The sequence below is a fragment of the Fluviicola sp. genome (assembly GCF_039596395.1).
Taxonomy (GTDB): Bacteria; Bacteroidota; Bacteroidia; order Flavobacteriales_D; family Crocinitomicaceae; genus Fluviicola.
The window spans coordinates 638560-664416 of record NZ_JBCNJT010000002.1 but is presented as its reverse complement, the minus strand read 5'-3'; the positions used below and the strand labels follow the sequence as shown (position 1 = coordinate 664416).

The window sequence follows — 25857 nt, the reverse complement described above, 5'->3', positions numbered from 1 at the left end:
ACACCTGTAACCTTATGAAGAATTTTCTTTTTGCGCTGATAACCTTATTGGCGTACAATACTTTTTCGCAAACGAACATCCAAATGAGCCCGGCAATCAGCGGGCAAACATTCAGTACCTGTAACGGTTTCATCATTGACTCCGGAGGACAGGGAGGTGCCGGTTACGGAAACAACGAAACGGTGGTGGTAACGATCTGTCCGGATACTCCGGGAGATGTGATTACCCTTGTATTTAATACGTTTCAGCTAAGTACAGCGGATGACAACCCTTCTCCGAACGTGACAAACGTGGATTACATGGATGTTTACGACGGAAACTCGACTTCTGCACCCACTTTGGGAACCTATTCAGGAACTCAGCTTCAGGGAGTAGTAATCATGTGTACGCCATTGAATACGTCCGGTTGTTTGACGATCCGTTTCAGATCCAATTCTACGGGAACCGGAATGTTTACCGCAAGTGCAACCTGTACAACACCTTGTGCTACACCAACAGCAGGAGGTTTCATTGTTGCGGGGGAAACTCCTGACAGTACGCGCATTTGTATCGGCGAACAGGTTGATTTCTCCGGTGTGGGATCTTTCGCAGCTCCCGGATTTACACTGGCGAATTACGCATGGGATTTCATGGACGGAACAACTGCAACAGGACAAAATGTGTCACACAGTTTTTCTGCTCCGGGCCAATACCGTGTACAATTGATTGTAACAGATAATAACGGCTGTACCAATACCAACTTACTTGATTTACAGGTTTTCGTGGCTACTTTGCCGACCTTTGAAGCTTTCCCGGGTGATACGACCTTGTGTATGGGAGAAAGTGTTGTCCTTACCGCACAACCGGTACTTTATCCGGTAACCTGGACAGGATTTCCGGGATCTGCTACTGTGGATGACGGATGTTTAACGGATGACCAATTGGGTGTTGCCCAGGAAATTCCGATTACTCAAACCGGATTCAGTGCCGGCGCAACGCTGACACAAGTGAGCGATCTGGAGAGTTTGTGTCTCGAAATGGAGCACTCTTTCATGGGAGATTTGGTAGTTATCGTTGAATGTCCGAACGGGCAAAGTCAGGTATTGCACCAGCAGGGTGGAGGCGGAACCCAGATCGGGATTCCAAACCAGTTGGATAATGTGGATTGTTCGGATCCTTCTACTCAGGGAACACCTTTCAATTACTGTTTTACACCGACTGCCACTGAAACCTGGGTTGACTGGGCTAACAATAACGGTTTCGGAACACTTCCTGCCGGAGATTACGAACCGATCCAGCCGTTTAGCAACCTGTTGGGTTGTCCTTTGAACGGAGTCTGGACATTGATCGTGGTAGATAACTGGGCTGCGGATGACGGAACATTGTTTTCTTTTGAATTGAACATGGCTCCGTATTTATACGAACCGGTAACTACTTTCGAGCCGCAAATTGGTTTGGGAAGCGATTCTTCTTACTGGGTTTTACCGGCAATTTACGGAACACGATCTACCGACGGTGATGTGTTGACCATTAACCCGGGAGCACCCGGAACTTATACTTACAATTACATTGTATTGGACAATTTCGGATGTCAGAACGACTCAAGTGTAACAGTAACAGTGAATGAAAATCCACAGGCGGATGCCGGTGCAGATGCAACAATCTGTAACGGAACACCGATTCAATTGGATGGAAACATCGTTGGTGGAAATACGAGTTGTGATTATACCTTCAACCTCGAAGATTCGTGGGGTGACGGCTGGAACGGGAATAATTTGCACGTTACCGTCAATGGGGTTACTTCAAGCTTTACGATTGCAACCGGATTAGCAGCAACCTATACCTTATCGATACCAAATGGGGCCGCATTTACCGTTGAGTTTGACGGTGCCGGATCTTTTATTAACGAATGTTCCTATGAAGTATTGGACGCTTCCGGTTCCGTAGTATTGTCTGACGGAACAAACGGAAATGCTTCCACTACGGTTCACAATTTAACCGGAAACTGTTTGGGGAACTTAACTTTTGAGTGGACTCCTGCAGGTGCAGTTTCGAACCCGGCAATTTTGACACCGACAGCTACTGTGAGTACCAATACGACTTTGACTTTGACCGTTTACCCGACAGGTCATCCATTGTGTGCAACTACGGATCAGGTAAACGTTAATATTTCTGCTTCTGCTTACCCGGGAGCAAATAATACACTAACGATTTGTGCGCAGGGCGCTCCAACGGATTTATTCCCGCTTCTCGGACCGGGAGCTTCTCCGAACGGAACCTGGAAGAATCCTGCCGGCGCGGCGGTTGCCATGCCTTACGATCCGATTACGATGAACCCGGGAGTTTATACCTATTCAGTAGATTCCAACGGGTGTGTTTCTTCAGCGACTATTACAGTTACGGAGATCAACCCTACGGTTACTGCAGTTCCGACAGCGGCTAATTGTCATGGAATCGCAAACGGATCAGCGACTTTAACAGTTGCCAATGCTACGGAATATTCCCTGGACGGTGGTGCAAATACACCGATTCCAACTCCTTTCGTGGTGAATGGCCTGGCAGCAGGAAATCACCAGGTGATTGTATACAATGTGGGCGGATGTACCGACACGGTTGATTTCGTCATTACTGAGCCGGTTGCTCTGTCAATTACTTCCATTACGCCGGATCTGGTAACTTGTTCGGGAGATGCTTCAACTCTGAATGTAACGGGAACAGGAGGTTCCACCGCTTATACCTTTACCTGGTTTACCAATGCGGGAATCCAGGGAGTGGGTCAGAATATCAACGTGAATACCATTACAACAACACAATATTGCGTGGTAATGACAGAAGCGTGTGGTTCGCAGCCGGATAGCGCCTGTATGACGATCACTGTTCCTCAGCCATTGAATCTGGTACTTACTCCGGATGATGCTGACGGTTGTTATCCGCATCATGTTATTTTCTCGAACAATACTCCTGGTCCGGGAGCACCATTGTTGAATACCATTGATTTCGGTGACGGATCACCGGTCATTACAACAGAAGCACTGGATACCTGTTCGCATACTTACGAGCATCCGGGAGTTTACACCGTAAGTATCATGACTCTTTCCGACAGCGGATGTACGTACATGAATACTTTCACAAACATGATCACGGTATACGACAATCCGGTTGCAGATTTCAATATTTCTCCGAATCCGACAACGATTTTTGAAACACATATTCAACTGAACAATCTGAGTTCAACAGATGTGGTTTCCTATAGCTGGTCTATTCCGGGTGGTGAGCCGAACCAATCTTCTCTGGAAGATGTAGGTGTGGACCTGCCGGAAGGAGTGGTTGCAAATTATGCGATTACCCTGGTGGTTACGAGCGAACACGGATGTATTGATTCCGTGACGAAAATCGCGCAGGTACTGAGTGATGTCATTCTGTACGCTCCGAACACCTTTACCCCGGATGGTGATGAGTTCAACCAAACGTGGTTCCTGTATATGGATGGAATTGACATTCAGCAGTTTAACCTGAAAGTATTCAACCGATGGGGAGAAGTTGTTTGGGAAAGCAATGATCCGGCCGGAAGATGGGATGGAACTTACCAGGGAATGATAGTTCCGAACGGTCAGTACACCTGGATTTTGGAAACAAAGGAATTGGTAAGCGATAAAAAGTATACCTTTAACGGATACATCAATGTATTGCGTTAATGAAAGTACAGATTTTTACGGGTAATCCCATTCAGCAAAACGGTTCGATCGTTTACAACGAACAAGGCGATGCGGTCATTATTGATCCGAGTTGCTACGAGCGCTATGAACAACAGGAGTGGCTGGATTTTATCGGGGAAAACAACCTGAAGATCCATGCGGTATTGAATACGCATTGTCACATTGATCATATTACCGGGAATGCGTTTTTGGTGAACCACTTTGGCGTTCCTTTCCTGGCGCACAAGGAAGAATTATTTACATTGAGCTTTGCCGAGCGTTCCGCACAGATGTACGGACTGGCTGCTTATGTGCCTTCTCCGGAACCGACGGATTACCTCACGGATAACCAGGTTTTGAAGTTCGGAGAGTTGGAACTGAAAGTGATTTTCGGGCCGGGACATTCTGTAGGCCACGTAGCTTTTTACAGCGAAGCAGATCATTTGCTGATCGGAGGTGATATCCTGTTCAAAGGAAGTTTCGGAAGAGTGGATTTGCCCGGCGGATCCATGGAAGTGCTGAAGGAAACGATCTTTAAGAGAATCTTTACGCTACCGGAGAACACGGTGGTTTATCCGGGACACGGACCGACTACAACGATCGGGGAAGAGAAACGGACAAATTATATTTTACAGTTTTAAAACGAGATCAATTAAAAAATGTAGGGGCGAAAAATTTTTCGCCCCTACATTTTTATAGAATTATTATTTCTTACGGAAGTAAATTCTAACCGGAACTCCTTCAAAATTGTACATTTCACGCAGGCGGTTTTCCAAAAATCGCTTATACGAATCCGGGATATACTGCGGTAAATTACAGAAGAATGCAAATGCCGGAGCATGAGTCGGAAGCTGCTGTACGTATTTGATCTTCACATATTTTCCTTTCAAAGATGGCGGCGGATTGCTGTCAATGATCGGCAGTAATACATCGTTCAATTCTGAAGTGGAGATCTTTCTCGTGCGATTTTCATATACTTCCATCGCTTTTTCCAAAGCTTTGTGGATACGCTGTTTCGTAAGGGCAGAAGTAAAGATGATCGGAACATCGTTGTACGGAGCCAGATCGTTTCTCAGTTTCTTTTCGTACTCCACAGCGGTCATGGTGTCTTTTTCCACCAAATCCCATTTATTGACCAACACAACCACCCCTTTGTGGTTTTTCTCGATCATATAATAAATGGTCAGGTCTTGCTTTTGAATTCCTTCGGTTGCATCAATCATGAAAATACAGATATCCGAATCTTCAATGGTGCGAACCGAACGAAGGACCGAATAGTATTCAATGTCTTCGGTAACTTTTGCTTTTTTCCGGATACCGGCCGTATCGATCAGCATGAAGTCAAAACCGAACGCTTTATAGCGTGTATCGATTGAATCCCGTGTTGTACCGGAAATATTCGTTACGATGTTTCGCTCTTCACCTGTAAAGGCATTAATCATGGAAGATTTACCCACATTCGGTTTTCCTACTACTGCGATACGCGGCAAATTTGCTTCCTCTTCTCCGCGTGGATCTTCCTTGTCAAAGTATTTGACTACTTCATCCAGGATTTCTCCTGTTCCCGAACCATTTGCGGCAGAAAGATCGAATACATCTCCTAAACCGAATGACCAGAATTCAGCAGACATTCCAACACGATCGTTGTTGTCGACCTTATTCGCGATCACTAAAATTTTCTTTTTGGTTTTGCGAAGGATGTTTGCAACCGTTTCATCCAAATCCACGATTCCGGTGGTAGCATCCACTACGAATAAGATGACGTTTGCTTCTTCGATCGCGATTTCAACCTGCTTGCGGATTTCTCCTTCAAAGATATCCTCCGAACCTCGCACGTAACCACCGGTATCGATCACAGAGAACGGAATCCCGTTCCATTCGCCACGGCCATAGATGCGGTCGCGGGTTACACCACTTACTTCTTTTACGATGGCATGAGAACTTTCGGTTAAGCGGTTAAACAGGGTGGACTTTCCAACATTCGGGCGTCCTACGATGGCAATTATATTTCCCATTTCTTGTTTTTTAGACGTACTTCACAGCACTGCGTTATAGATAATCCCGGGACTTAATACCCGTACTTTTTCAATTTTTGTTCACTGGCTCTCCAGTCTTTGTCCACTTTTACGAAAGTCTCCAGGAATACCTTTTGACCTAAGAAAGCTTCCATATCCAAACGGGCATCGCGGCCGATACGCTTCAACATATCGCCTTTTTTCCCGATAATAATTCCTTTTTGAGAATCGCGTTCTACGATGATCAGCGCGCGAATATGCGTAATGTTATCTCCTTCTTTGTAGGATTCAATCTCGACCTGGCAGGCATAAGGCACCTCTTTGTCGCAATGCAAAAAGATCTTTTCGCGGATCATTTCCGAAACGAAGAAACGCATCGGACGGTCGGATAATTCATCCTTATCAAAATATGCCGGGCCTTCCGGAGCCAATTGCAAAATGCGGTTCCAGATCACATCGATGTTGAATTTGTGCAACGCAGATGTGGGGATAATTTCCGCATTCGGAACTTTTTCTTTCCAGTACTGCACGCGTTCTTCCAGTTTTGTTTGATCGGCCAAATCAATTTTGTTCAGGATCAGCAAAACCGGGATGCGCAATTTCACAATACGCTCAAGCGTTTCTTTGTGATTCATTTCATTTTCGCTCATATCGGTAATGAAGAGCAAAATGTCGGCATCCTTGAAAGAACTTTCCACGTAGCTCATCATCGCTTCATGCAGCTTGTAGGAAGCATTCACTACTCCCGGAGTATCCGAGAAAACAATCTGGTAATCGTCGCCGTTTACCAGGCCGTGAATCCGGTGACGCGTGGTTTGCGCCTTGGAAGTAACGATGGAAAGCTTTTCGCCCACCAATCCGTTCATAAGCGTCGATTTACCAACATTTGGGCTGCCAACAATATTTACGAAAGCTGATTTGTGAGACATATTTTGAGAAATTTAGGTGCAAAGATACGCTTCTTATTTCAAAAAGGGCTTAAATGAGTGAATTCCTGCGTTAATATTGTTAAACTTTGCGTGTTCCGAAATGGAAACAGTGTAAAACATAAAACCCTGTTTATCAAAATAAACAAGGTTCTTTAGGTGGTGATTGATCAAGTGAATGGTTTCCTTTTGGAAAGCGGCCGGTTTGATTTAGAAAGGTTTCTCCTTAGAAATGGAGTCGCGGGTATTTTTCTGAACGGCGACAGCACCGAATACGGCGAGTACGAATGAGAAAGCGAAGAATCCTTTTTCACTTCCCCACATGTTGGCATTCCACAAACCAACAACGAGCAGAGCGATGGAAAGAATGGTGCAAAACCAACAGATTCCGTAATAGATATCTGTTACCGGAACTCCTTCCAGGCGGTCACGCACGCTTTTCTGCACACTGATTACGGAAAAAAGTGCGAACATAATCACGGTGAAGTAATATCCTTTGTCAGACAATTGAAGTTCCTTGTTTCCGAATACTCCGGCAAAGTATCCGATCAATCCTGTTCCGAAAGCCACCCAGCTGGCAGCGATAAATGCAAATGAAGGTTTCTGAGTCATTGTTTTAAGTTTAAAAGTTTCTACAAAGATGTGTCTTGCTAATCTTTTAGTAAAATGATTTAGTAATACTTAAAACAAGTGAGTTGCGATTTTCCGTACAAGGGGAAGCAATTGCTGGAGATATTGATACTAAGTTTAACTTAGTAGATTTAGATTGTCACGACCCTAATAGTTTAAGCCGTCTGCACCTAAAGGTTGTATTAAAAATTGGAAAGTATATTCATCGCAAAAGCACTAATTTTATTTTTTGAAAATCATTCATCATGTTGCTTAAACAAATCTTATATATCTTAACTATATTGATAGGATTTCACTGTAGCTCCCAAAATTTGGTCAAAAACGGAAGCTTTGAAATCCTAAATAACTGTCCGGTCAATCAGGGCTCAGTTACTATTACTTATGCGACAGACTGGATGATCCCTTTAAATGGAATTATGGGCTCACCTGATTTATTTGCACCTTGTGCTCCGAATACAAATATGCAGGTTCCGAACAATTTTGCAGGGCATCAATTTCCTCAGGAAGGGGCGGTTTATGCCGGGTTAATTGAGTATGCGTATGATCCGTCCATTAATGATGATAATGCTCGAGAATACATGTGCAAGGAGCTAGAATGCAGCCTGAAACAAGGACATCAGTATTATGTGGGATTTTATACTAGTGTAGGAGATAAAGCGGCTTACAGCATTAATGAAATTGGCTTGAAATTTTTTGATAGCCGTCCTACACAAATACTACAATCAAACCCTGATGTTGAGTTGTTAATTTCAAATTCAACGATCAAAGATACAGTCAACTGGATCCTGGTATCAGATACAATTACCGCAAATGGAACAGAAAAGTTCTTATCTATCGGTTGCTATTTGACAGATGATGATGCAACCGTTGAAATGTTTAACCCACAGGCCCTTATGAAAAGAGCCTATTTTTACATCGATAATGTGTTTGTCATCCCATTGGATACAGCTGACTACAAACCGCAAATGGAAATTCTTGGAGCAGATAAGTTTTTGTGTCCCTTAGATAGCTACCAATATGACTTCAGCACAACTGCAACAGATGTAATTTGGCAAAATGCCGTGGAAGCAACCGTTTTTACGGTTTCAGACACGGGACAATATATTGTAGAAGCTTATATTAATGGTTGCAAGTATCAGGACACAGTCATTTTTTCGGCAGCCGATTTGAGTCAAGATATGTGTGAATCACTGATTGAATTTCCGAATATTTTTACCCCCAATGGAGATAAGGTAAATGATTTATTAGTTCCAGTTAAGCTTCGATTGATTACTAATGCCAGACTATCCATTTACAATCGTTGGGGAAATTTAATATATGAAACGCAGGATATGGAAACCGGCTGGAATGGTGTGGTTGATGATAAACCGGCGGTAGAAGGTGTGTATTTTTGGAGGATAGAAGCAGAAAATTCATTAAATTCTTCGGATTTGCATGCTTCAGGATTTTTCCAATTAATAAGAGATTAGACTTTTAAGGGAGACTTTCATCTTAATCCGTGAACACCAAGTTTTTACAATAACTGATTGAAAAAATAATTCCTTTTTAACACAATTCATTAGTTTTTTTCAAAACACATTGCTATTTTCGCGATGTATTAAGATCAACCTTCTGGAACAACAACCTTCGCCTTAATCCTTTCAGGTAATTTTGGGTTTTATATTTCAATTGTGCATTGATCTTAAAGAATGGTTCCTATTCGGGAAACACATTTTTGTTTTGCAACCTAAAAAGTCACCTAATGAGACTTATTTTTATTTTCTTACTTCTCCAGTCCCCGACTGCTTTTAGCCAGGGATTTGTTGTCTATCAAGACTTTTATGATTCAATTCCCTCCGGTTTTGAATTTCATTTAACCGGTGAAGCCAATCTAACTGATTCTATGTTGGTCGAGGTTGAAGTAACATCAGCTGATAGCTTACATACTAACTTGTACCAGGGAAACCACAATATGTCAAATGGAATCTCAACATTTCCAGGTTTTACTTATGACGCGATCCAACATACATTTACCATTCAGTTGGGCGTTTTTCCTACCAAAGCAATTGAAATTTGGTTGAGGGCCAGAATCGAGGGAGTGATTAAAGAGGAATTGCTGCTGGTAGAATTTGATTAAACATTGACCAATGAATAGTAAGAGAATTGAAATGATAAAGATCCTTGTCTTAACAATAGGATTGTTAAGTGGGCTTTCTGCTTGGAGTCAAACTCCTACCGTGGCTGTTAATACAACAGTTACTCACAACACATGTACACCCAGCCTCGGAAGTTGTAGTTATACGCTGGTACCTTCAAACGGTTGGCTTTCATCTACCAGAATCACATCATTAAAATTGTACTATGACAACTATGTAACCGGGGTGTCCGATTTTTTTTATGATCATTTAGCATTATATGCTAATACCAACCCGTCAGGAACGGTATCCAATATACCTCCTGGTCATTACTATTTTACAGGAACAATAACCACCAAGGATGGATCCGGAAATAATGTCAATGTTAATTTTTCAAAGCACATTTGGGTTGGTTACCAGGTGAGTTGGGAATCTCAAAGTGAAATGATCAGTGGAACAACATTGAATAGTATTTACAGGAATCTGACAACAAGTGGAAACACGTATGGATGGGAGCAATCATTTAACACATCATCCGGGTATTATGGGTTTATTGAATTTCAAAAGAAGACTGCAACAACTTATCCAAATACCATGTATTGTGTCTTTAATCCACCTTCAGACCTTTCTACTTTTACTCCAGCAGGTAATTATCAATACATTGAGATACGACAATCAACGGCTTCTGCCTCATCCATAAAATTGAAATATTACAATGGAACCAGTTATGTTACAACCACATTATCAAGTAATAGTACTGATCGGGTGAGATTCTTCAGAGTAAATTCAGCTTCAACTTGCGTGATCCAGTTAAATGATTCTCCAACAAATGTTTCACCGAATTTCACTCAAACAGGCTTATTAAAAGTCACCATTTTTACAGATCAATTAAATACGGAAGCACAGAACGTCATAACCTATTTTCCTTGTGCAGCCAGGACAAACAGTAATACCAGTCCGGCAGAAGTGAAGCGAGAGTTGGACGGCGGGTATGTTTCAGCAGTTGAAGGAAAACTGAAGTTTTATTACCAGGAAGAATACAGCATTGAACCGGGTAAATTTCTTCCATTTACCATTTATGATGAAGACTATGTCAAAAAAGCTTCCTGCGATTTTAATGGAACCACTTTTCCTGTAGGTAATACCTTTATGAAACTTCCATACAATTATGACGATAATACTTATAATATGACTCTCTCCACCTTAGGTTTGACTGTAGGAAAGTATTATATCCTTGAATTACAAAATCCAACGGGAGAAAAACGCTATCTCCGCTTTTTATATAACAACTAATTTCCAGCCATGCACCATCTAAAAAATAACAAGCAGGTTTTGAAAGGAATAAGTAGCTTATTGCTTATAACCATGTTGATCAACTGTGCATCCCCGGTTGTTTACGCCATGCAGTATAATGTTCCGGGTAACTTTCAATTGATTGAAAATAAAAAAGAGTTGAATTTTGCCCGATTCATTGCAAATCTCAGCGAGGAAAATTCCGACAAAGCTGTAAAAGTAAACCGGCAAACTAACGCAAATCTATCGACGACTTTAAAGACGATGTCAGGAGGTCCCGGACAATCTGAAACATCCGGTTATACCGTATCGAGTACTGATGGAATGGTTGATAAATTTACCGGTGATTTAACCTACTCAATTCCGATTGCAGATATTGAAGGTTATGCTTTAGCGCTAAGTTATAGCTCCAACATTAACATGAATACCGAAGCATCCTGGGTAGGACTGGGTTGGGATTTAAATGTCGGAGCGGTGAACCGCACTATGAGAGGCTTACCCGATGAATTTAACGGAGAACAGACTGTAGAAAGAACATTCAACCAGGCAAATGATGTTACTGACGGATTCAAACAGGGTGGATATCTGGGATATGGTATTGGTCTGGGAGGTTCGAAATATGCCAATTTAGGTCTGCAGGTTACGGCGCTGTGGGGAAGTTATAGCAATACTTATTTGGGGAATGGGAAGACTTTTGATTTCGGACTGCAGGCTTCCTTATCATTCGGGTATGAAAAATCAGGATTATACGTAGCGCCGACCTTTGGATTGGGTTATAGTTCGGATACCAAAAGAGGGGTGGGCACAAACACCAGTTACGGGCTCTCTGCGGGTCGTGACAACGGGAGTTCCCAGGGTATCGGGGCCGCATTGGGATACACTTATGGACAAAGCTTTCAAAGTCGCCAGGGATTGGTAGCAAAAACACATTCTTTCAACGCAAGTCTTGGATATGAAGATAAAGACAAAACAAAAAATAATGCCAAGACCAAGGGGAAGTATGGCCTTAGTGCTTCCTACGGGACCAGTTCGGTTTTACCTTATGGTACAATTACTTCCCTTCCAAGCGTGCGCATGAACTCCTATGGTAATTCCGGTTCATTCGGTACAGATTTCTTTTTCGGGGTTAAATTAGGCATCAGTACCTTAAAAATCGGTTTTATTTCAACCGACTATGACACTCAAATTACCATAGCCAGAAATGCAGATTCCAAAATTATTCAGCCTGCTATCGGTTATTATCACAGCAACAAATACGACAACTATGCTGTTGCACCCAATGGATACGGAACCACTACCCCATTGATGGATTTTAACCGGATAAACGATTATGAGTATTCCAAAGAAATGGTAAACCTTCCATTTTCATTTCAGACCTACGACATTTTCAGTGTCAGTGCCATGGGATTCGGAGGAACATACCGGGGAAGAAGAATGGATGTGGGAACTTATGAGGATGCAGCATCTAAAATGAGTAATGACAATACAGGAGGCAGCTTTTCACTAGGATATGTACAGTCTACAACTCCTCCAACTATCGGAACTTTAGGTATCGCCGGATCTACCATTAACGGTGACGGTGACGTAGAATCAGGAGAGTTTACTGCAATTAATGACAATAATGCGAGACTTCACTTTACTCCCGAATCCAAAGGAAATAAATTTGATAATTCGGTCTACTTTAAAGCATCCGGTGAAATGACACCGGAGGACTTGGGCGATCTGAATACCTTGGGAGGAGCACAGCCTGTTTACCCGACTTTTGAACTTTATGACAATGAAAAAGAAGTAAGACTAACTGGAAATATCCAAAATGAGAATGCAACTTTTTCGAGCGCCATTAATTCAACTTCGATTAATGCAGCAAATACCCGTGTAAGGGCAAATTATTTTGCTCCTTATACAGCAGAAGAATACAGTGCTTTTGCAGGTGAGGCAGGCTTTCAGTACTTTACAAGTACCGGAGCTTCTAATGTTCAAAAACGTATTGAACCAGGAATAGGTTCGAATGATCCGCATTATGCCAATCATTTATCAGCTATAGAAACAATGAATACAGACGGAACCCGGTATGTTTTTGGGATTCCTGCATATGAACTGAAATCTGCACAAGTTACTTTTTCAATGACAGGACAAACAGATCCTGATGGAGACGGTTTGGTTTCTTACAGTCCGGGGACGGATAATTCTATTAGCAATACCAGGGGCGAATCCCACTATTTTGATAAATCGGTAGTTCCGGCTTATCCGCATTCCTTTTTACTAACAGAAATGCTGAGCTCCGATTATGTAGACAGAACAGATAATGGTCCGAGTCTGGATGATATCGGGAATTATTATCACTTCAAATACACGCGTCTTTTTGATAAAACAACTCCTTATAAATGGCGCTTTCCGATGGGAGTTAACCAGGCAACATTTAACAGGGGGTTATTAGGAACCAACCTCGATGATATGGCAAATTATGCCTATGGTGAGAAAGAGGTGTGGTACCCGAAACAAATCGAATCGAAAAACTTAATTGCTGAATTCGTTTTAGAAGACAGGGATGATGCAGTTGGTGTGACGGATGAAAATGGTGCTTTAAATTCCGCTGCAAAGTTAAAACGGTTGAAGTTTATTAAGATTTACAACCGCTCGGAAAGAATCGATCCGGTAAACGGAGGTTCTGTAAAACCACTTCAAACCATTGAATTTGAATACACCTATGAATTGTGCAAAAATAATCCTTCGAATATAAGCACCATACCAGGTCAAACGGGTAAACTGACTCTTACAAAAGTAAGGTCATATAGCGGTACATCCCAGGAAAATTCCCTCTATCATTACGAATTTAAGTACCCTACATCAGCAGCAGAAAATCCGGATTACAGCCCGGTAACTGATGGATGGGGGAAAAAGAAAGCCATTGATCCGAACAAACCGAACGATGTTTTTCCTTATACGGATCAGGATCCATCTGTTGCTGCATTAAATGCAAAAGCATGGAAGCTCAAAAGAATTGACACTCCTGCAAATGGTACCATTGAGTTTGAATATGAAGCTGATTCATATACGACTGTTCAAAATCGCAAAACGATGAGACACATTGATCTGAAAGGAATGATGGCTGTGTCTGAATTGAAAGATATCCTGGATGCTGGAACCTGGGATCAAAGTACGTATTTATCGTCCAGTTATCACAACTCATCACTGAGCGGAGTAACCTCCGGAACAAACTGGCCATTTATGCGGGATTACCTGAATCTAACAGGTGATTTTGATGAAGGAGTAGTTCCGAATAACGTACTGATTTATGAATTGCCTCAATCGATTGACGGAACTTTACCATTCAGTACTGCCAATACAGAATTACGCAATCAATACTTCCGTGATCTCACACAATCCAGCGGATTAATGCAATCCATCTTTGTAAAGCAGCACGTAAAAGTTACCAGCGGTGTCAACGAGTTGGTTCCATGGTTTGCCAAAATTGATGTCGATTACGGCGGTGTCACGGCAATCGGTATACTTCCCCCAACAGCTGTTGGAGATGATTACAAATATGGTTATGTGGTTTTAAAACCAACTATCGTAAATGATAAAGATGGAAAAAAGAACGGGAATGTATTCCATCCCCTTCAAAGAGCTGCCATTGAATTTGCACGCCGTAATCTGGCAGATGTGGTTTATGGTGCTACCGCAAGTGCTTCTGCAGACCAGGAACTTATCCTTGATAAATCGGTGGCGATGAAGAAAACGGATATCAATGCGCTCATGAGTGACAAGGGATGGGTATCAACCTTAATCACTGATTTTTCGACGGTTCGGGTTTATTCGCCAACTCCTAAATTCGGAGGAAACGGAAGGGTTTCACAAATCACCTATAAAGATAATTGGGAAGCGGTATCAGGAGAAGATATACCTGGAGTTTATACCTGGAAATATACTTATACATCAGACGAAGCTCAGGGAAATGCTGCCTTTGAACCCGCCGGGATCATTGATGAATGTGCCCTGTATTCCTGGGATACATATGTCAATGTGTTGAAAAAGTTCCCGGATGAAACAAAATTTAATCCAACCCCACTTGCCCTGCCATTATACCCGGACCCGATTATTGGATATGAGAAGGTAAAGGTAGAGATGACGGGGGTTGAAAACCGTGGATATTCGGAAACCGAATTCATAACGTCTAAGAAATACCCTGTACTTTTCCAAAAAACGGTGATTAATAAATCCGTTGAAACGGATAAACCATCCAATTTCTTAACTGGGAAAACAACGAATCGATTTGCTTTTTCGCAAGGGTTTTCGATTCAAACCAATGATTTCCATGGAAAGGAATTCCGATCTTCCATTTATGCTTATGATAAACCACTTCCCGGACAAGACCCGATGCCAAGTTTGCAGGAACAGGTTACTTATTCTTACCGGGATCTGGCAACTCCATTACCGATGTTAAAAAATAATGGGGTTGTTACGAACGAATATGTTGCTCAAGAATACGATATCCATGCAGATACCAAATTTGTAAGTAATGAAGTAACGAATCGCGAGACGGCATTTGGGGTTTCATTGAAATTTTTATACTCTCCTCCTTATGTAATACCTATTCCGATTTTTGGAATCACAAAAACAAGCCGTACCGAAGCATTCTATTCAGCGGCGGTTGTTAAGCACATCAATCGTTCGGCGATCGTTGAAAATATTGAAACCAGAACATTTAATTCGGTCAATAAGGCAAAAAATATTCTTTACGATTACCAGTCAGGGAATGTGTTGTTATCGTCTTTGAATGACGAATACAATGACAATAAAGACAATGATAAACTGAATGACGAATTATATTCCATGGTTTATCCATCTCACTGGTATTATAAGAGTTTGAGAGATAAGTCGTCTTCTCAGAACGCTGTTTTTAATGTCACCGTTGGAGCAGGCGGGGTGATTTCGGGTATGGACCATTTATTGTCACCCGGAGATGTGATTCGGTTTGTGAGCCCAGCATTAACAGGTACTGTTTGGATTGCAAAGAAAAACACAACAACTAATGGCGATTTGTTTTTAATGACCATGACCGGGTTAAGTGCCTTTGGAACACCGGGTTACCCTAATACAGGTTCTTATACCGTTGAGATTATCCGTTCAAACAGGGAGAACCGTTTAAACGAAACGATGGAGAATTTTGTAACAAAAAAGGACCCATTCGATGAAACAACCAATACACTCACTTTCCCGACAAACGCAAGCAGTGAAATTATTCATTCTTCTGCATTGACCTACAGAGACCGGAATAATATCAAATGTGGTATCCCTTCCAGCAAAGAAGCATCTTATTCGAATAACGAAGCAACCCTGAATCAAAGCCTCAACCCATATCTATATGGAATGCGTGGAGATCTGGTAGTGGACAATACTTATGAGTGGCAAAGTGAGCGTGTTCAGGCATCACATGATTACCGGACACGTTTTGACGGGGCTTATCTCAATTTTACGCCTTTCTACACATTGAGCGGGGGGAATTGGGTGAAGCATTCATTTCCGGTTGAACCTCCGGTGGCTACCTCCGGATGGAGACCGGGCGAAAAGATTTCCACTTACGACGTTTTCGGCAAAGTGCTGGAATCAAAAAATCAATTGAACTTATATTCTTCCGTATTGTATGGATACAATGCTCAGTTGAACCTGCTGCCTGTTGCCTCAGCTGTAAATGCACGACAGCAGGAGATCGCTTTTGAGGGATTTGAAGATTTGAACTATTATCCACTTTCAAACCTGGGTAATAATGTTCCACATCTTAATTTCACAGTGAGTGCTTCACAGGTAGATGCAACAAGCAGGCATAGTGGAATAAATTCGCTTAAATTGACTTCTTTGTCATCTCTTACCGCAACAGCCGGTATCGAAACAGCTTGTATTGCGGAAGAAGCTCAGGATGGGACAGCTAATTCATTTGTTGTAACGGAATGTAATTGTATAGAGCCATTTAAACCGACTTTTGGAAGCTATATCATTGGAGCCTGGGTAAAGAATACAGATCCAACTCTTCCGGCCAACGGAACAATTACGGTTTCAATTCCGGGAGCAACGACCCCCTCTTACACATTCACTGCAAGTGGCCCGGTAATAGACGGCTGGCAGCGAATTGAAGGTGTATTCAAGATAGATGGAACAGCCACAGGTATGACCATTAAACTGAACCATACCAGCGGATCCTCCGTGAATTTTGATGATTTCAGAATTCATCCCGAGATGGCAAGTATGACTACTACCGTTTATGACGCCAAAACATTGTTGCCAATGGCTACCCATGACAGCAATAATTTCACCATGTTCTATAACTACGATGAAAATAACAACTTGGTTCGTGTCAGAGTAGAAACAATCGAAGGAATTAAAACGGTTTCGGAAACAGAGACCGGTGGTAAAAAGAAATAATCAACCTTATCATGAAGCACTTAATATTAGCTATAGTTTTAGTAGTCCAGTTCGGACAAATGGCCTTTGGAGCAGTTGAAAAATTTGTGGCGAGGGTTGATGGCAGTTCAGGGACTTTAACGGCCTCCTATTCAACACCTGCGCTGACATTGTATGACGATAAGTATTATACTATGGCAACGACATTGCCGTCTTCCTGGAACTTTTACAATGCAAACGTCACGAATACCATCCGCTTCGGGATCAACCCGGATGTGATCCATACCACCTCTTACCCCAACGCAAGCATTACCTTGCAATTAAATTTGTGGAAATGGAATGCAGTCGGAGGCGGTTTCAGTGTGACCACTGAAAACAGAACGTTATCGCTTTCAAACCCATCTGCAGGTCCTACGGACATCCTGGACGAAATTTCCTCCTGTACTCTAAAAGGGGCTTACAAAATAGAGGTTTTCATTACGAGTTATTCGGGATTACCATCATTTAATTCGATTTTTCTCTCTGCGGAAACGGAAGTTGAACGCTATTATACCCTGAATAACAATGCTGTAACAGGTTTAAATCACAGTGTCTATCCAGGTAATACGGAATTGATTCAGTTTGCCTGGGATCAAAAGTGGGGAGCTGAATACTACGAATTGGAATGGTCACACATTTCCAATGCTTCAGCTGATGTGAATACTCCTGTTGCCATGAACCTTCTTAGTTATAATTATTATTTGAATGCTACCCGAGTGGTTGTTAAAGGAAATTCCTACTCAATTCCTAAGGTATTTGATGGTGGTTATATTGTTTACCGTGTCCGCCCTATCGGATTTACGGGATCCCAGTTTAATATCCGAAAGGAGGGAACCTGGACAAATGCGAATGAATCCGGAGTATTGACCACCCATAATTCGAACATTATTCCTATAATCGGTGAATTCCAGTCCGGTATGAACTGGGTGCATCAAGTGACTTATGATGATGACGGAAGCCGATTTGAATCGGTGAGTTATGCAGATGGTTTGGGGAAGGTCCACCAGAGCATTGCGATCAATCCGGAGACCAACCAATCTATTGTTTCGAACATTTATTACGACCAGGTGGGAAGAGCTGTAGTAGCAGACTTACCAACACCTACGGGAGGAATTGATTTAACACATAAAGACAATTTCAACCGAACGGAAGCAGATAATACCATTCCTTACAGCTGGCAGTATTTCGACAATGAAAATGCGGATGTTTGTAACCCGGATGGAATCGGGTTTGCGACCAACCAAGGGGCAGGCCAATACTATTCAACGGCAAATAATACCCAAACAGGAGCAAATCAACGAGTTCCCGATGCTGAAAAATTCCCTTTTACACGGCAAGTTTATACCGATGATTTTACCGGACGTTTAAAATTAGTATCCGGAGCCGGTGGAACGCTTAAAACCGGTTCAGGGCATGAAAGCCAGTTTTTTTATCCGGATGTGAACCAATACGAGCTTGATAAGCTGTTTGGAGCGGAAGTTGGTAAAGCAACACATTACAACAAAATGGTAACCATTGATGCGAATGGCCAGATCTACATTCAAATTACAGATATGGCCGGACGTGTGGTTGCCAGTTATATGGCAGGAGAGAATCCGGATCCATTAGATATGATCGAAGGAAACGGGGAGGTTACACAAACCATTCCGCTTTTACCTCAAAGTGAGCAGTCTCTTACGGACATTATTCCTTCGGCAACATTTACTTCCCTCCAATTCATAACAGCCGATGCTGACTTTGATTTCTATTACGGATTTACACCTGCCGAATTTCACAATTCCTGCATGGCTGATAATATCTGCCTGGATTGTGTTTATAACCTGGATTTTCGAATTCTTGACGATTGTGGAGCTGTAGTCTACCAAAAAAGTCAACCAATCAATGGAGATGAGTTAACCAATTTGTGTAACGATGAGGATCCTTATTCATTTACACAAACAGTTCCTTTGGTAGTTGGAGAATATCAGATTATTAAAAAATTATCAGTCAATCAGGATGCTATATACAGAAATTGGTGTTATTACATTGATAATAATTCCTGCCTGGATCCTTTGAGTTCGTATTTCAACCAGGAATATGTACTGCAAACTTTCCCGGAATGTACTCCTGAATTAGCAACGGAGTCCGGAAATGAATGCGAGGATTATCGTCAAATGATGCTGCGCGATATGTCGCTTGGTGGCCAATATGCCCGATTTAACCTGAGTGGCGGAGTATACTCTGCTATTCCCGGAAGTCATAGTATTTTCACCAATAATGGACTGGGAACGGGTTATGGGTATCAAAATCCTTCTCCGCCCTATTTGGATGCAAACGGAAACCCGGCCCTGGTAAACGGGGTACCTCCTCAGAGTCTTACAATGGCACAATTTATCCAGAATTTCCAACCTAGCTGGGCAAATTCATTACTGTATTTACACCCGGAATATTGCTACTATCACATTAGCTGTGAAGGAACTTCTACCTTATCAGATAGTTATGATTACGATAACGAATTGCAGGCTACTTATACTTATTCGGAAGCATGTGCTGCCGGGTATTTTCATCCGCTTACTTCCAATACGGTTCCTGTTCAATTGCCCATGTCTCTTTGTAACGGAACTTCGGGCATTGATCCTTTCTTTGCTTCAACAGGTGTAGGAGCTTCCTATGCCAGTGCCATGAATAGTGAAATGAACAACTACCAGTCTTCGGGATTCAGCATGTGGCACATGGCGATTTACTATGCATACTGCCAGGGAAGCGGAGATATTGCCACGTGTATTGCCAATTTCAGAAATGAGAAGTCAGATTGTTTCAACGACCTGATTTGGGTTACTTTCAGGGACTTATATTTAGAAGCCAAACAAGGATATGTCTACCAGGCAATTCATGCCGGCTGTCCGTCGGTACCATCCATTGGTGTTGATGCAGGATGGGAGAATTACACCTCTATTTTTGGTAATATGGAAACATTGCCGGATATGGATGGCGATGGGAACCCGGAAGATGGAACAGGATTAACACAAGCAGAAGGGCAAGATTATTTGGATGATCAGGTTGCTCAGTCCTGTCATGATGCATGTGTAGCTTACGCAGATCAATGGCTGGCTTTATTGGGCGACTGCGATTTGGCAGGGGTTAACGTATCCAGTTTACATGCAAGTTTAGTAGATTTATGCGCAAGTGGCTGCAGCAGCACTCATCCCATGGGAGCAAGCACTTCTTCCAGCGGACAAACAATCCAATCTGTATTATCCAGTTATGGAATTCCAATGACAAGTACCTGTACCGGTCTTTTGATCTCAGAGCCCGCACCGTTTGCAAGCACGGAAACAATGACCCTTGCTGCTTCAAGCCCGTTGGACCCATGTGCCTGTGATGTGATCATGACTGCCGAGTACGATATTGCGCACGGTATCAATAATCCGAGTCATTTCAATTTGGAACAATTAATTGCCTCTCGCACAGGAGTTTCTCTGGAAGATGCGCACTATTTATTATGTGCTTGTAAAGCTGTTTATAAAGATCCGTATGTTCCGAATGCGGTTAACTGGCCTACAGGATCTACTCCTGCATTGGCAGCTTATGGATACAGCATTCCCGCAACTATAGCATGTAAACCGGACAACTGTACGGATTGCAATGAAGTTGGAAATCTAATTAACGATTTGCACGATCAGTTTTCATCTGAATCGGGCTTCGAAAATTCAGCTAATTATTCGATTATTTTAACCAACTATTTAAACCTCGAATTAGGGTTCCAGCTAAGTTATGCGGACTATTATGAATTTCTGCAGAAATGCAGTGCGACTTCGGAGAATCCTTATTGTTATGCTACCCCACAGGCAAAGGAATGGGTATCAGTCATGAAATTGATCACTTTCCGGGGAACATTAATAAGTCCTACAGCAGTTAATTTACTGACTGATAATATTGTGTATGCAACAGGCAGCCTGAAAAATTACTTGCTGGGAAATAATTATTGGACTTCTCTAAACGGGAATTCGCTAACAACACGCTGGGGAGATGAGGCAATTGGCAGTTGTGCCATTACTCTAACCTTGCCGGACAATGCACCATTCGGTTTTGAGGATATCGTCTCCTTTGAAAGTATTGCACCTCTTTCGGAGGGTTGTGGTAATCCGAAAGATTTTAAGGTTACTGTCCAATATCTCAGTTGCGGACTTATGCAAACTGCAGAATTGATAGGTACTAGTAACTGTTTCCAAATGATCGATTGTATTTGCAGCCCGGAAGGCCTGACCTTATGTGACGAGCCATTTGATAATAGTACCTTGTGCTATCAGCCTCGTTTGGATGAGATTTACCAGAATGCATGGAATAGCTATCAGGCAGCCGTACAAGCCTTATATGAATCCTATTTGAAAGATTACAATGCGGCATGTGCCTCTGTTTTCTCTACAGAAGAATTAAGATATACCGGGCCTTCGAACAACTACCACTACACCTTATTCTATTACGATCAGGCCGGGAACCTGGTTAAGACAATCGCGCCGAAAGGGATTCCTGCTCTTTTCGATCAAACAAATGTGGATGCTGCAAGAAATAGTGTGATCAGTTCAACGAATTTTACGATGGTATCGACCTACGGGTCTCTATCACCTTTCCCTGCCAATACGTACGAAACTACTTATAAATACAACTCATATGATCAGTTGGTAAGTACCATGAACCCGGACCATGATGGAGCAACCAACTTCTGGTACGACCGTCTGGGACGTTTGGTAGCTTCTCAAAATGCCGCTCAGGCAGCTGACAAAAAGTATAGTTATGTTTTATATGACATTTACGGGCGGCCTGTAGAATCCGGTCAGGCAGACCGGGATTACATTGACCACTACGATCAAAATGGAACTCCTTACTATGGCCTGAGGGCGCTTTTGGATGAGAATACCTTGAAAAAGGATGATTTGGATGCAGCCTTCAAAGCTTATATTTATTCCTGTGCCCGGACAGAAGTAACCTATACGGTCTACGACAAACAAGTCATTCCGGGAGTACCTGGCAAATTTGCAACCGGAACCCAGCAAAATTTGCGCTTGCGTGTTGCCTCAGTGGTTTACTTTGAGACAGTCACTGCGACCACCATGCCAACTAGCGGGTATGTTTCGGCCGTGCATTATTCTTACGATATTCACGGCAATGTCATTGAATCCCTCCAGGATGTACCAGCAATGATCGACGTCCAGCAGGATATCAAATCCACACAGTACCAGTTTGAATTACTGAGTGGAAATGTGAAGAAAGTAGAATACCAGCAAGGTAAACGGGATAATATGACCCACCAGTATTTCTACGATAAGCTGAATCGCCTCGCAGAAGTATTTACCAGTACGAACTACGGCGTAGATATGAACCGGGATGCCCACTACCGTTATTTTGATTACGGCCCGCTGGCACGTGTTGAGATCGGGCAGCACAAAGTGCAGGGGAACGATTACAGTTATACGATCAATGGCTGGATGAAATCCATGAACGGTACGACCATTGATATCAACCGGGATGCCGGCAAGGATGGTAAAATGGGTTATTTACCGGTGAACCAGCAAGTCAATGCGCTGTTTGCCCAGGATGTTACAGCCTATACGTTGGGGTATTTCACCAATGATTACTCCAGTATTATGCCAACAAGTTTCCTGGCGGCTATCGGAACTTCAAATCCGTTTGCAAGTGCCAGCAAGAATCTCTACAATGGAAATATCGCTCACACTACCACAGCCATTACGGGCTTTGAAAATCAGGCCAGTGTGTATACTTACGACCAGCTGCAGCGCCTGAAAAACACTGCTGTTTACCGGTCAACGGTCAATTTGAAGGCTTCTAATAATTGGAACGATGCATATTATACACCCGAATACGCCTCCTCCTATACGTACGACAAGAATGGTAATTTGACCACTTTGGTGCGAAAAGGAACCACAGCGCTTGGTCTCGGGATGGATAATTTAACCTATGATTACAACACCGGCAGGAACCAGCTTAAAAAAGTAGCTGATAGTGAAGGTACAACACCGCTATATACGGACGATATCAATGACCTGGCCGGCAGTGTCCATTACACCTACGATCAGATCGGCCAATTGACTTACAACGCTGAGTCCAACCAAACATATACCTGGCGCAAGGGCGATAAAAAATTAGCGATCCAAAAGTCGGCAACCAAACAATTGGAGTTCGTATATAACCCTTTTGGGCAGCGCATCTATAAGGTTCAAAAGAAAGTAGTGAGCGGAGTTGTTCAGGCACAAACCGCCACTGAACCGTGGATTTACACCTATTATGCCTATGACGCCAACGGGCAGGTCATGGCTACTTACAATGTGACAATGAATACCAGCAACAGCGTGAAGACCGCTGAAGTAAACGAGCAAATGATCTATGGAACCGGGCGCATCGGTTTGATCAACCGGGACCAGCTGATCTACACGAACCAGGACGGGGAAACACTTGATGAACCGGCTGGCTTCTACAAAAACAAACTGGGAAGGAAAAACTACGAGTTGACCAATTACCTGGGGAACGTGCATGCAGTGATCACCGATCGCAAAGTCACGCACGCCAATGCAACGGCGTATGTATTTAATTCCAATACGGTAGATGGCTGGACAGCCGGTTCCAATGCCGGTACACCGGTTGCAAACTACGGAACCCTGAACGTTACCACTACAGCGGGAAGCAACAATTTTGTTCAGCGAAGCTTTACTACTGTTTCCGGTACTACTTACCAGTTGTTTATCCGCGCCAATAAAGGGACTGCAGCCAATTTAAAAGTGAGCGCGGGAACTGTGGTCGCAAACTACACCCTGGTAAGCGGTCAGATGAATATATTGACATTCACTGCCAATGCTGCAACTACGAATATCGTCATCCAGCCAACAACTACCGTTGCAAGCACTTTCAACGTGGACGAAGTAGTTTTAAGCTCTGCGAGTTTGTATGAGGCTGTTACTATCATGAAATCGGATTATTACCCATTTGGTATGCAGATGCCGGGAAGGTTTACCAATAGCGATAAATACCGATTTGGATACAACGGTATGGAGAAAGATGATGAAATGAAGGGTATCCCGGGATCCAGCTATACGACTGAGTTCAGGCAGTATGACCCGCGATTGGGAAGATGGTTGTCACCTGATCCATTAGCCGAACAGGCTCCAGGTTGGTCTCCTTATCGTGCATTTTTTGACAATCCGATTTTATTTAATGATCCAAGTGGATTGTATGAAACTAAAAGAGAAGCCCGCCAAGCACGAAGAGGTGCTCGTGACGCTGGATATGAGGTTGGAAATATTAAAGGGAAGGAGGGGAATTATTATTTTAAAGCATCTAAAACATATGGCAGAGATAAACTTTCAACAACAATGTATAGTAGTAAATTTGAAATTAAATCTGGAAAATACAAAGGTGGCATAGAATTTTATGATGTTGCAGATTCGCGTGGTGCAATACCTGCTGCAAATGCTCACATGGGTGAACGATTTAAAGTTGGTATGTATACTATTGTTCCCTATTACATCAATAATAAATTAGATCACTATGTTGCACATACAATGGTCAATGACCCTTCAAATCCTTCACAAGAAGTGGCCCGATATGATTATATAATTGGAAGAGATAAGCTCGATCATTTTGAAAAGGAAGTCAATACTTATGAGTTTGTTTCGGTAACCTCATTCGGATATGGGGCTAAATTGCACTTAGAACAATGGCAAATAGATTATGCAAATGGAGACAGAGTAAGCGCTTTATTCAGCTATGTTGGAGATCAATGGAGTAATCCTATAGCTATAATAAATGCTGTAATGGTAGCATTCCCGTCTAAATTACCTATTAATAGTAAAGTCTCATTTAATCGTGGTGGCTATAAATATACTGTTCGCTCCCACGCAGCAGATGTTAATGCTCCAATAGGTACAAATTCAGCTAGTGGACCTATTTATAGAGTATCAAGGCAAGCTTTAAGAAGAGTAAATGGACAAGGTACCGGAACACAATATTTAGATATTAATGGAGTTTGGCATCATGAAAGCACTTTAAAAGCTACTTTTAGAGATGGAAGTCCTAATCCTAATTATAATGCTGGGGCTGCAAATGACACTCATATTCCAAATCAAAATATATATAGATGGCCATAAATGAAAAAAATATAATCCTGAAAGGAAAATCTTCCGAGGAAAAATTGAAAGTATTAGAGCAATTAGGTGACTTAATTGAGGAAAAGTATAATTGGATTAATCCAGAAAAAGAGTTTACTTACAAAGTAATAACAACTATTGTTGATGCAATAATAGTTGAAAATTCTACTGATATTCAGTATGAAATGTTTCAAACATTATATAATTGGTCTTGGTTTCCTTGTTCAGATGAGCCTTATGATAAATTATTATCTTATATTGATGATATAACTGATCCTTCATCCTTTATCCTTCTTCTGAGAATACTGATAGCAAGTGGAAACTTGAAATATTTGGATATACTGAAGAAGTACGAAAAAAATAAAAATATTGAGGTTGCTAAAGTCGCAAAAGAGGGAATTGAAACTCTATTAAACAGGTAACGGTAGTGATAATCGTACAATTTACCTAATGCTTATTAAATTAGGTAATGTTCCGGGTAATGTTCTCAATCTGCATCTGAACAGATATTACAACTATAAATTACTGAAAACCAACTCGTATTTGCGGGTTGGTTTTTCTTTTGGAGGGTTGTCTTTACCTGGTAAGAGCGAAAACAAATGAAACGAGGTATCCAAAACACCGTGTTT

The 25857-nt window shown here is 42.2% G+C and carries 11 protein-coding genes; 8 read left to right on the top strand and 3 right to left on the bottom strand.

The features are described 5' to 3' along the window. Positions 1–14: 14 nt before the first annotated feature. Both ABDW02_RS11805 and ABDW02_RS11800 read left to right on the top strand, forming a co-directional pair. Positions 15–3674 (top strand): PKD domain-containing protein, encoded by a 3660-nt coding sequence (locus tag ABDW02_RS11805; RefSeq protein WP_343634759.1) that lies wholly within the window; start codon positions 15–17, stop codon positions 3672–3674. Further along, positions 3674–4315, top strand: coding sequence for an MBL fold metallo-hydrolase (locus ABDW02_RS11800; protein WP_343634758.1), 642 nt, complete (start codon positions 3674–3676; stop codon positions 4313–4315). Before ABDW02_RS11805 ends, ABDW02_RS11800 begins: the two co-directional genes overlap by 1 nt. Positions 4316–4378: 63 nt before the next feature. Here ABDW02_RS11800 and der read toward each other — a convergent pair whose 3' ends face one another. From der to yiaA, 3 genes are all read right to left on the bottom strand, one after another. Next, the gene (gene der, locus ABDW02_RS11795; protein WP_343634757.1) at positions 4379–5689 is read right to left on the bottom strand and encodes a ribosome biogenesis GTPase Der; all 1311 of its coding nucleotides are present in this window, start codon (positions 5687–5689) and stop codon (positions 4379–4381) included. A 53-nt stretch (positions 5690–5742) separates the two neighbouring features. Next, complete coding sequence (gene era, locus ABDW02_RS11790) at positions 5743–6618, bottom strand: GTPase Era (RefSeq protein ID WP_343634756.1); 876 nt, start codon at positions 6616–6618, stop codon at positions 5743–5745. Positions 6619–6825: 207 nt separating this feature from the next. Next, a complete protein-coding gene (gene yiaA, locus ABDW02_RS11785; protein WP_343634755.1) occupies positions 6826–7227 on the bottom strand; it encodes an inner membrane protein YiaA in 402 nt (133 codons plus the stop codon). A gap of 263 nt (positions 7228–7490) precedes the next feature. Here yiaA and ABDW02_RS11780 point away from each other — a divergent pair, with 263 nt between their 5' ends. From ABDW02_RS11780 to ABDW02_RS11755, 6 genes are all read left to right on the top strand, one after another. After that, a complete protein-coding gene (locus ABDW02_RS11780; RefSeq protein ID WP_343634754.1) occupies positions 7491–8714 on the top strand; it encodes a gliding motility-associated C-terminal domain-containing protein in 1224 nt (407 codons plus the stop codon). A 272-nt stretch (positions 8715–8986) separates the two neighbouring features. Continuing rightward, complete coding sequence (locus ABDW02_RS11775; RefSeq protein WP_343634753.1) at positions 8987–9361, top strand: hypothetical protein; 375 nt, start codon at positions 8987–8989, stop codon at positions 9359–9361. 10 nt (positions 9362–9371) lie between these two features. Next, positions 9372–10652 carry a hypothetical protein gene (locus tag ABDW02_RS11770; RefSeq protein ID WP_343634752.1) on the top strand — a complete coding sequence of 427 codons (1281 nt, stop codon included), beginning with the start codon at positions 9372–9374 and terminating at the stop codon, positions 10650–10652. 9 nt (positions 10653–10661) lie between these two features. After that, positions 10662–17072 carry a hypothetical protein gene (locus ABDW02_RS11765; RefSeq protein WP_343634751.1) on the top strand — a complete coding sequence of 2137 codons (6411 nt, stop codon included), beginning with the start codon at positions 10662–10664 and terminating at the stop codon, positions 17070–17072. An 11-nt stretch (positions 17073–17083) separates the two neighbouring features. Further along, positions 17084–25228 (top strand): RHS repeat-associated core domain-containing protein, encoded by an 8145-nt coding sequence (locus tag ABDW02_RS11760; RefSeq protein ID WP_343634750.1) that lies wholly within the window; start codon positions 17084–17086, stop codon positions 25226–25228. Further along, positions 25219–25650, top strand: coding sequence for a hypothetical protein (locus tag ABDW02_RS11755; protein ID WP_343634749.1), 432 nt, complete (start codon positions 25219–25221; stop codon positions 25648–25650). Before ABDW02_RS11760 ends, ABDW02_RS11755 begins: the two co-directional genes overlap by 10 nt. Positions 25651–25857: the final 207 nt, after the last annotated feature.

Excerpts from the sequence above, each read along its gene's own strand:
- ABDW02_RS11805 (WP_343634759.1), top strand. The coding sequence starts at position 15 with ATGAAGAATTTTCTTTTTGCGCTGATAACCTTATTGGCGTACAATACT.
- ABDW02_RS11800 (WP_343634758.1), top strand. The coding sequence starts at position 3,674 with ATGAAAGTACAGATTTTTACGGGTAATCCCATTCAGCAAAACGGTTCG.
- der (WP_343634757.1), bottom strand. The coding sequence starts at position 5,689 with ATGGGAAATATAATTGCCATCGTAGGACGCCCGAATGTTGGAAAGTCC.
- era (WP_343634756.1), bottom strand. The coding sequence starts at position 6,618 with ATGTCTCACAAATCAGCTTTCGTAAATATTGTTGGCAGCCCAAATGTT.
- yiaA (WP_343634755.1), bottom strand. The coding sequence starts at position 7,227 with ATGACTCAGAAACCTTCATTTGCATTTATCGCTGCCAGCTGGGTGGCT.
- ABDW02_RS11780 (WP_343634754.1), top strand. The coding sequence starts at position 7,491 with ATGTTGCTTAAACAAATCTTATATATCTTAACTATATTGATAGGATTT.
- ABDW02_RS11775 (WP_343634753.1), top strand. The coding sequence starts at position 8,987 with ATGAGACTTATTTTTATTTTCTTACTTCTCCAGTCCCCGACTGCTTTT.
- ABDW02_RS11770 (WP_343634752.1), top strand. The coding sequence starts at position 9,372 with ATGAATAGTAAGAGAATTGAAATGATAAAGATCCTTGTCTTAACAATA.
- ABDW02_RS11765 (WP_343634751.1), top strand. The coding sequence starts at position 10,662 with ATGCACCATCTAAAAAATAACAAGCAGGTTTTGAAAGGAATAAGTAGC.
- ABDW02_RS11760 (WP_343634750.1), top strand. The coding sequence starts at position 17,084 with ATGAAGCACTTAATATTAGCTATAGTTTTAGTAGTCCAGTTCGGACAA.
- ABDW02_RS11755 (WP_343634749.1), top strand. The coding sequence starts at position 25,219 with ATGGCCATAAATGAAAAAAATATAATCCTGAAAGGAAAATCTTCCGAG.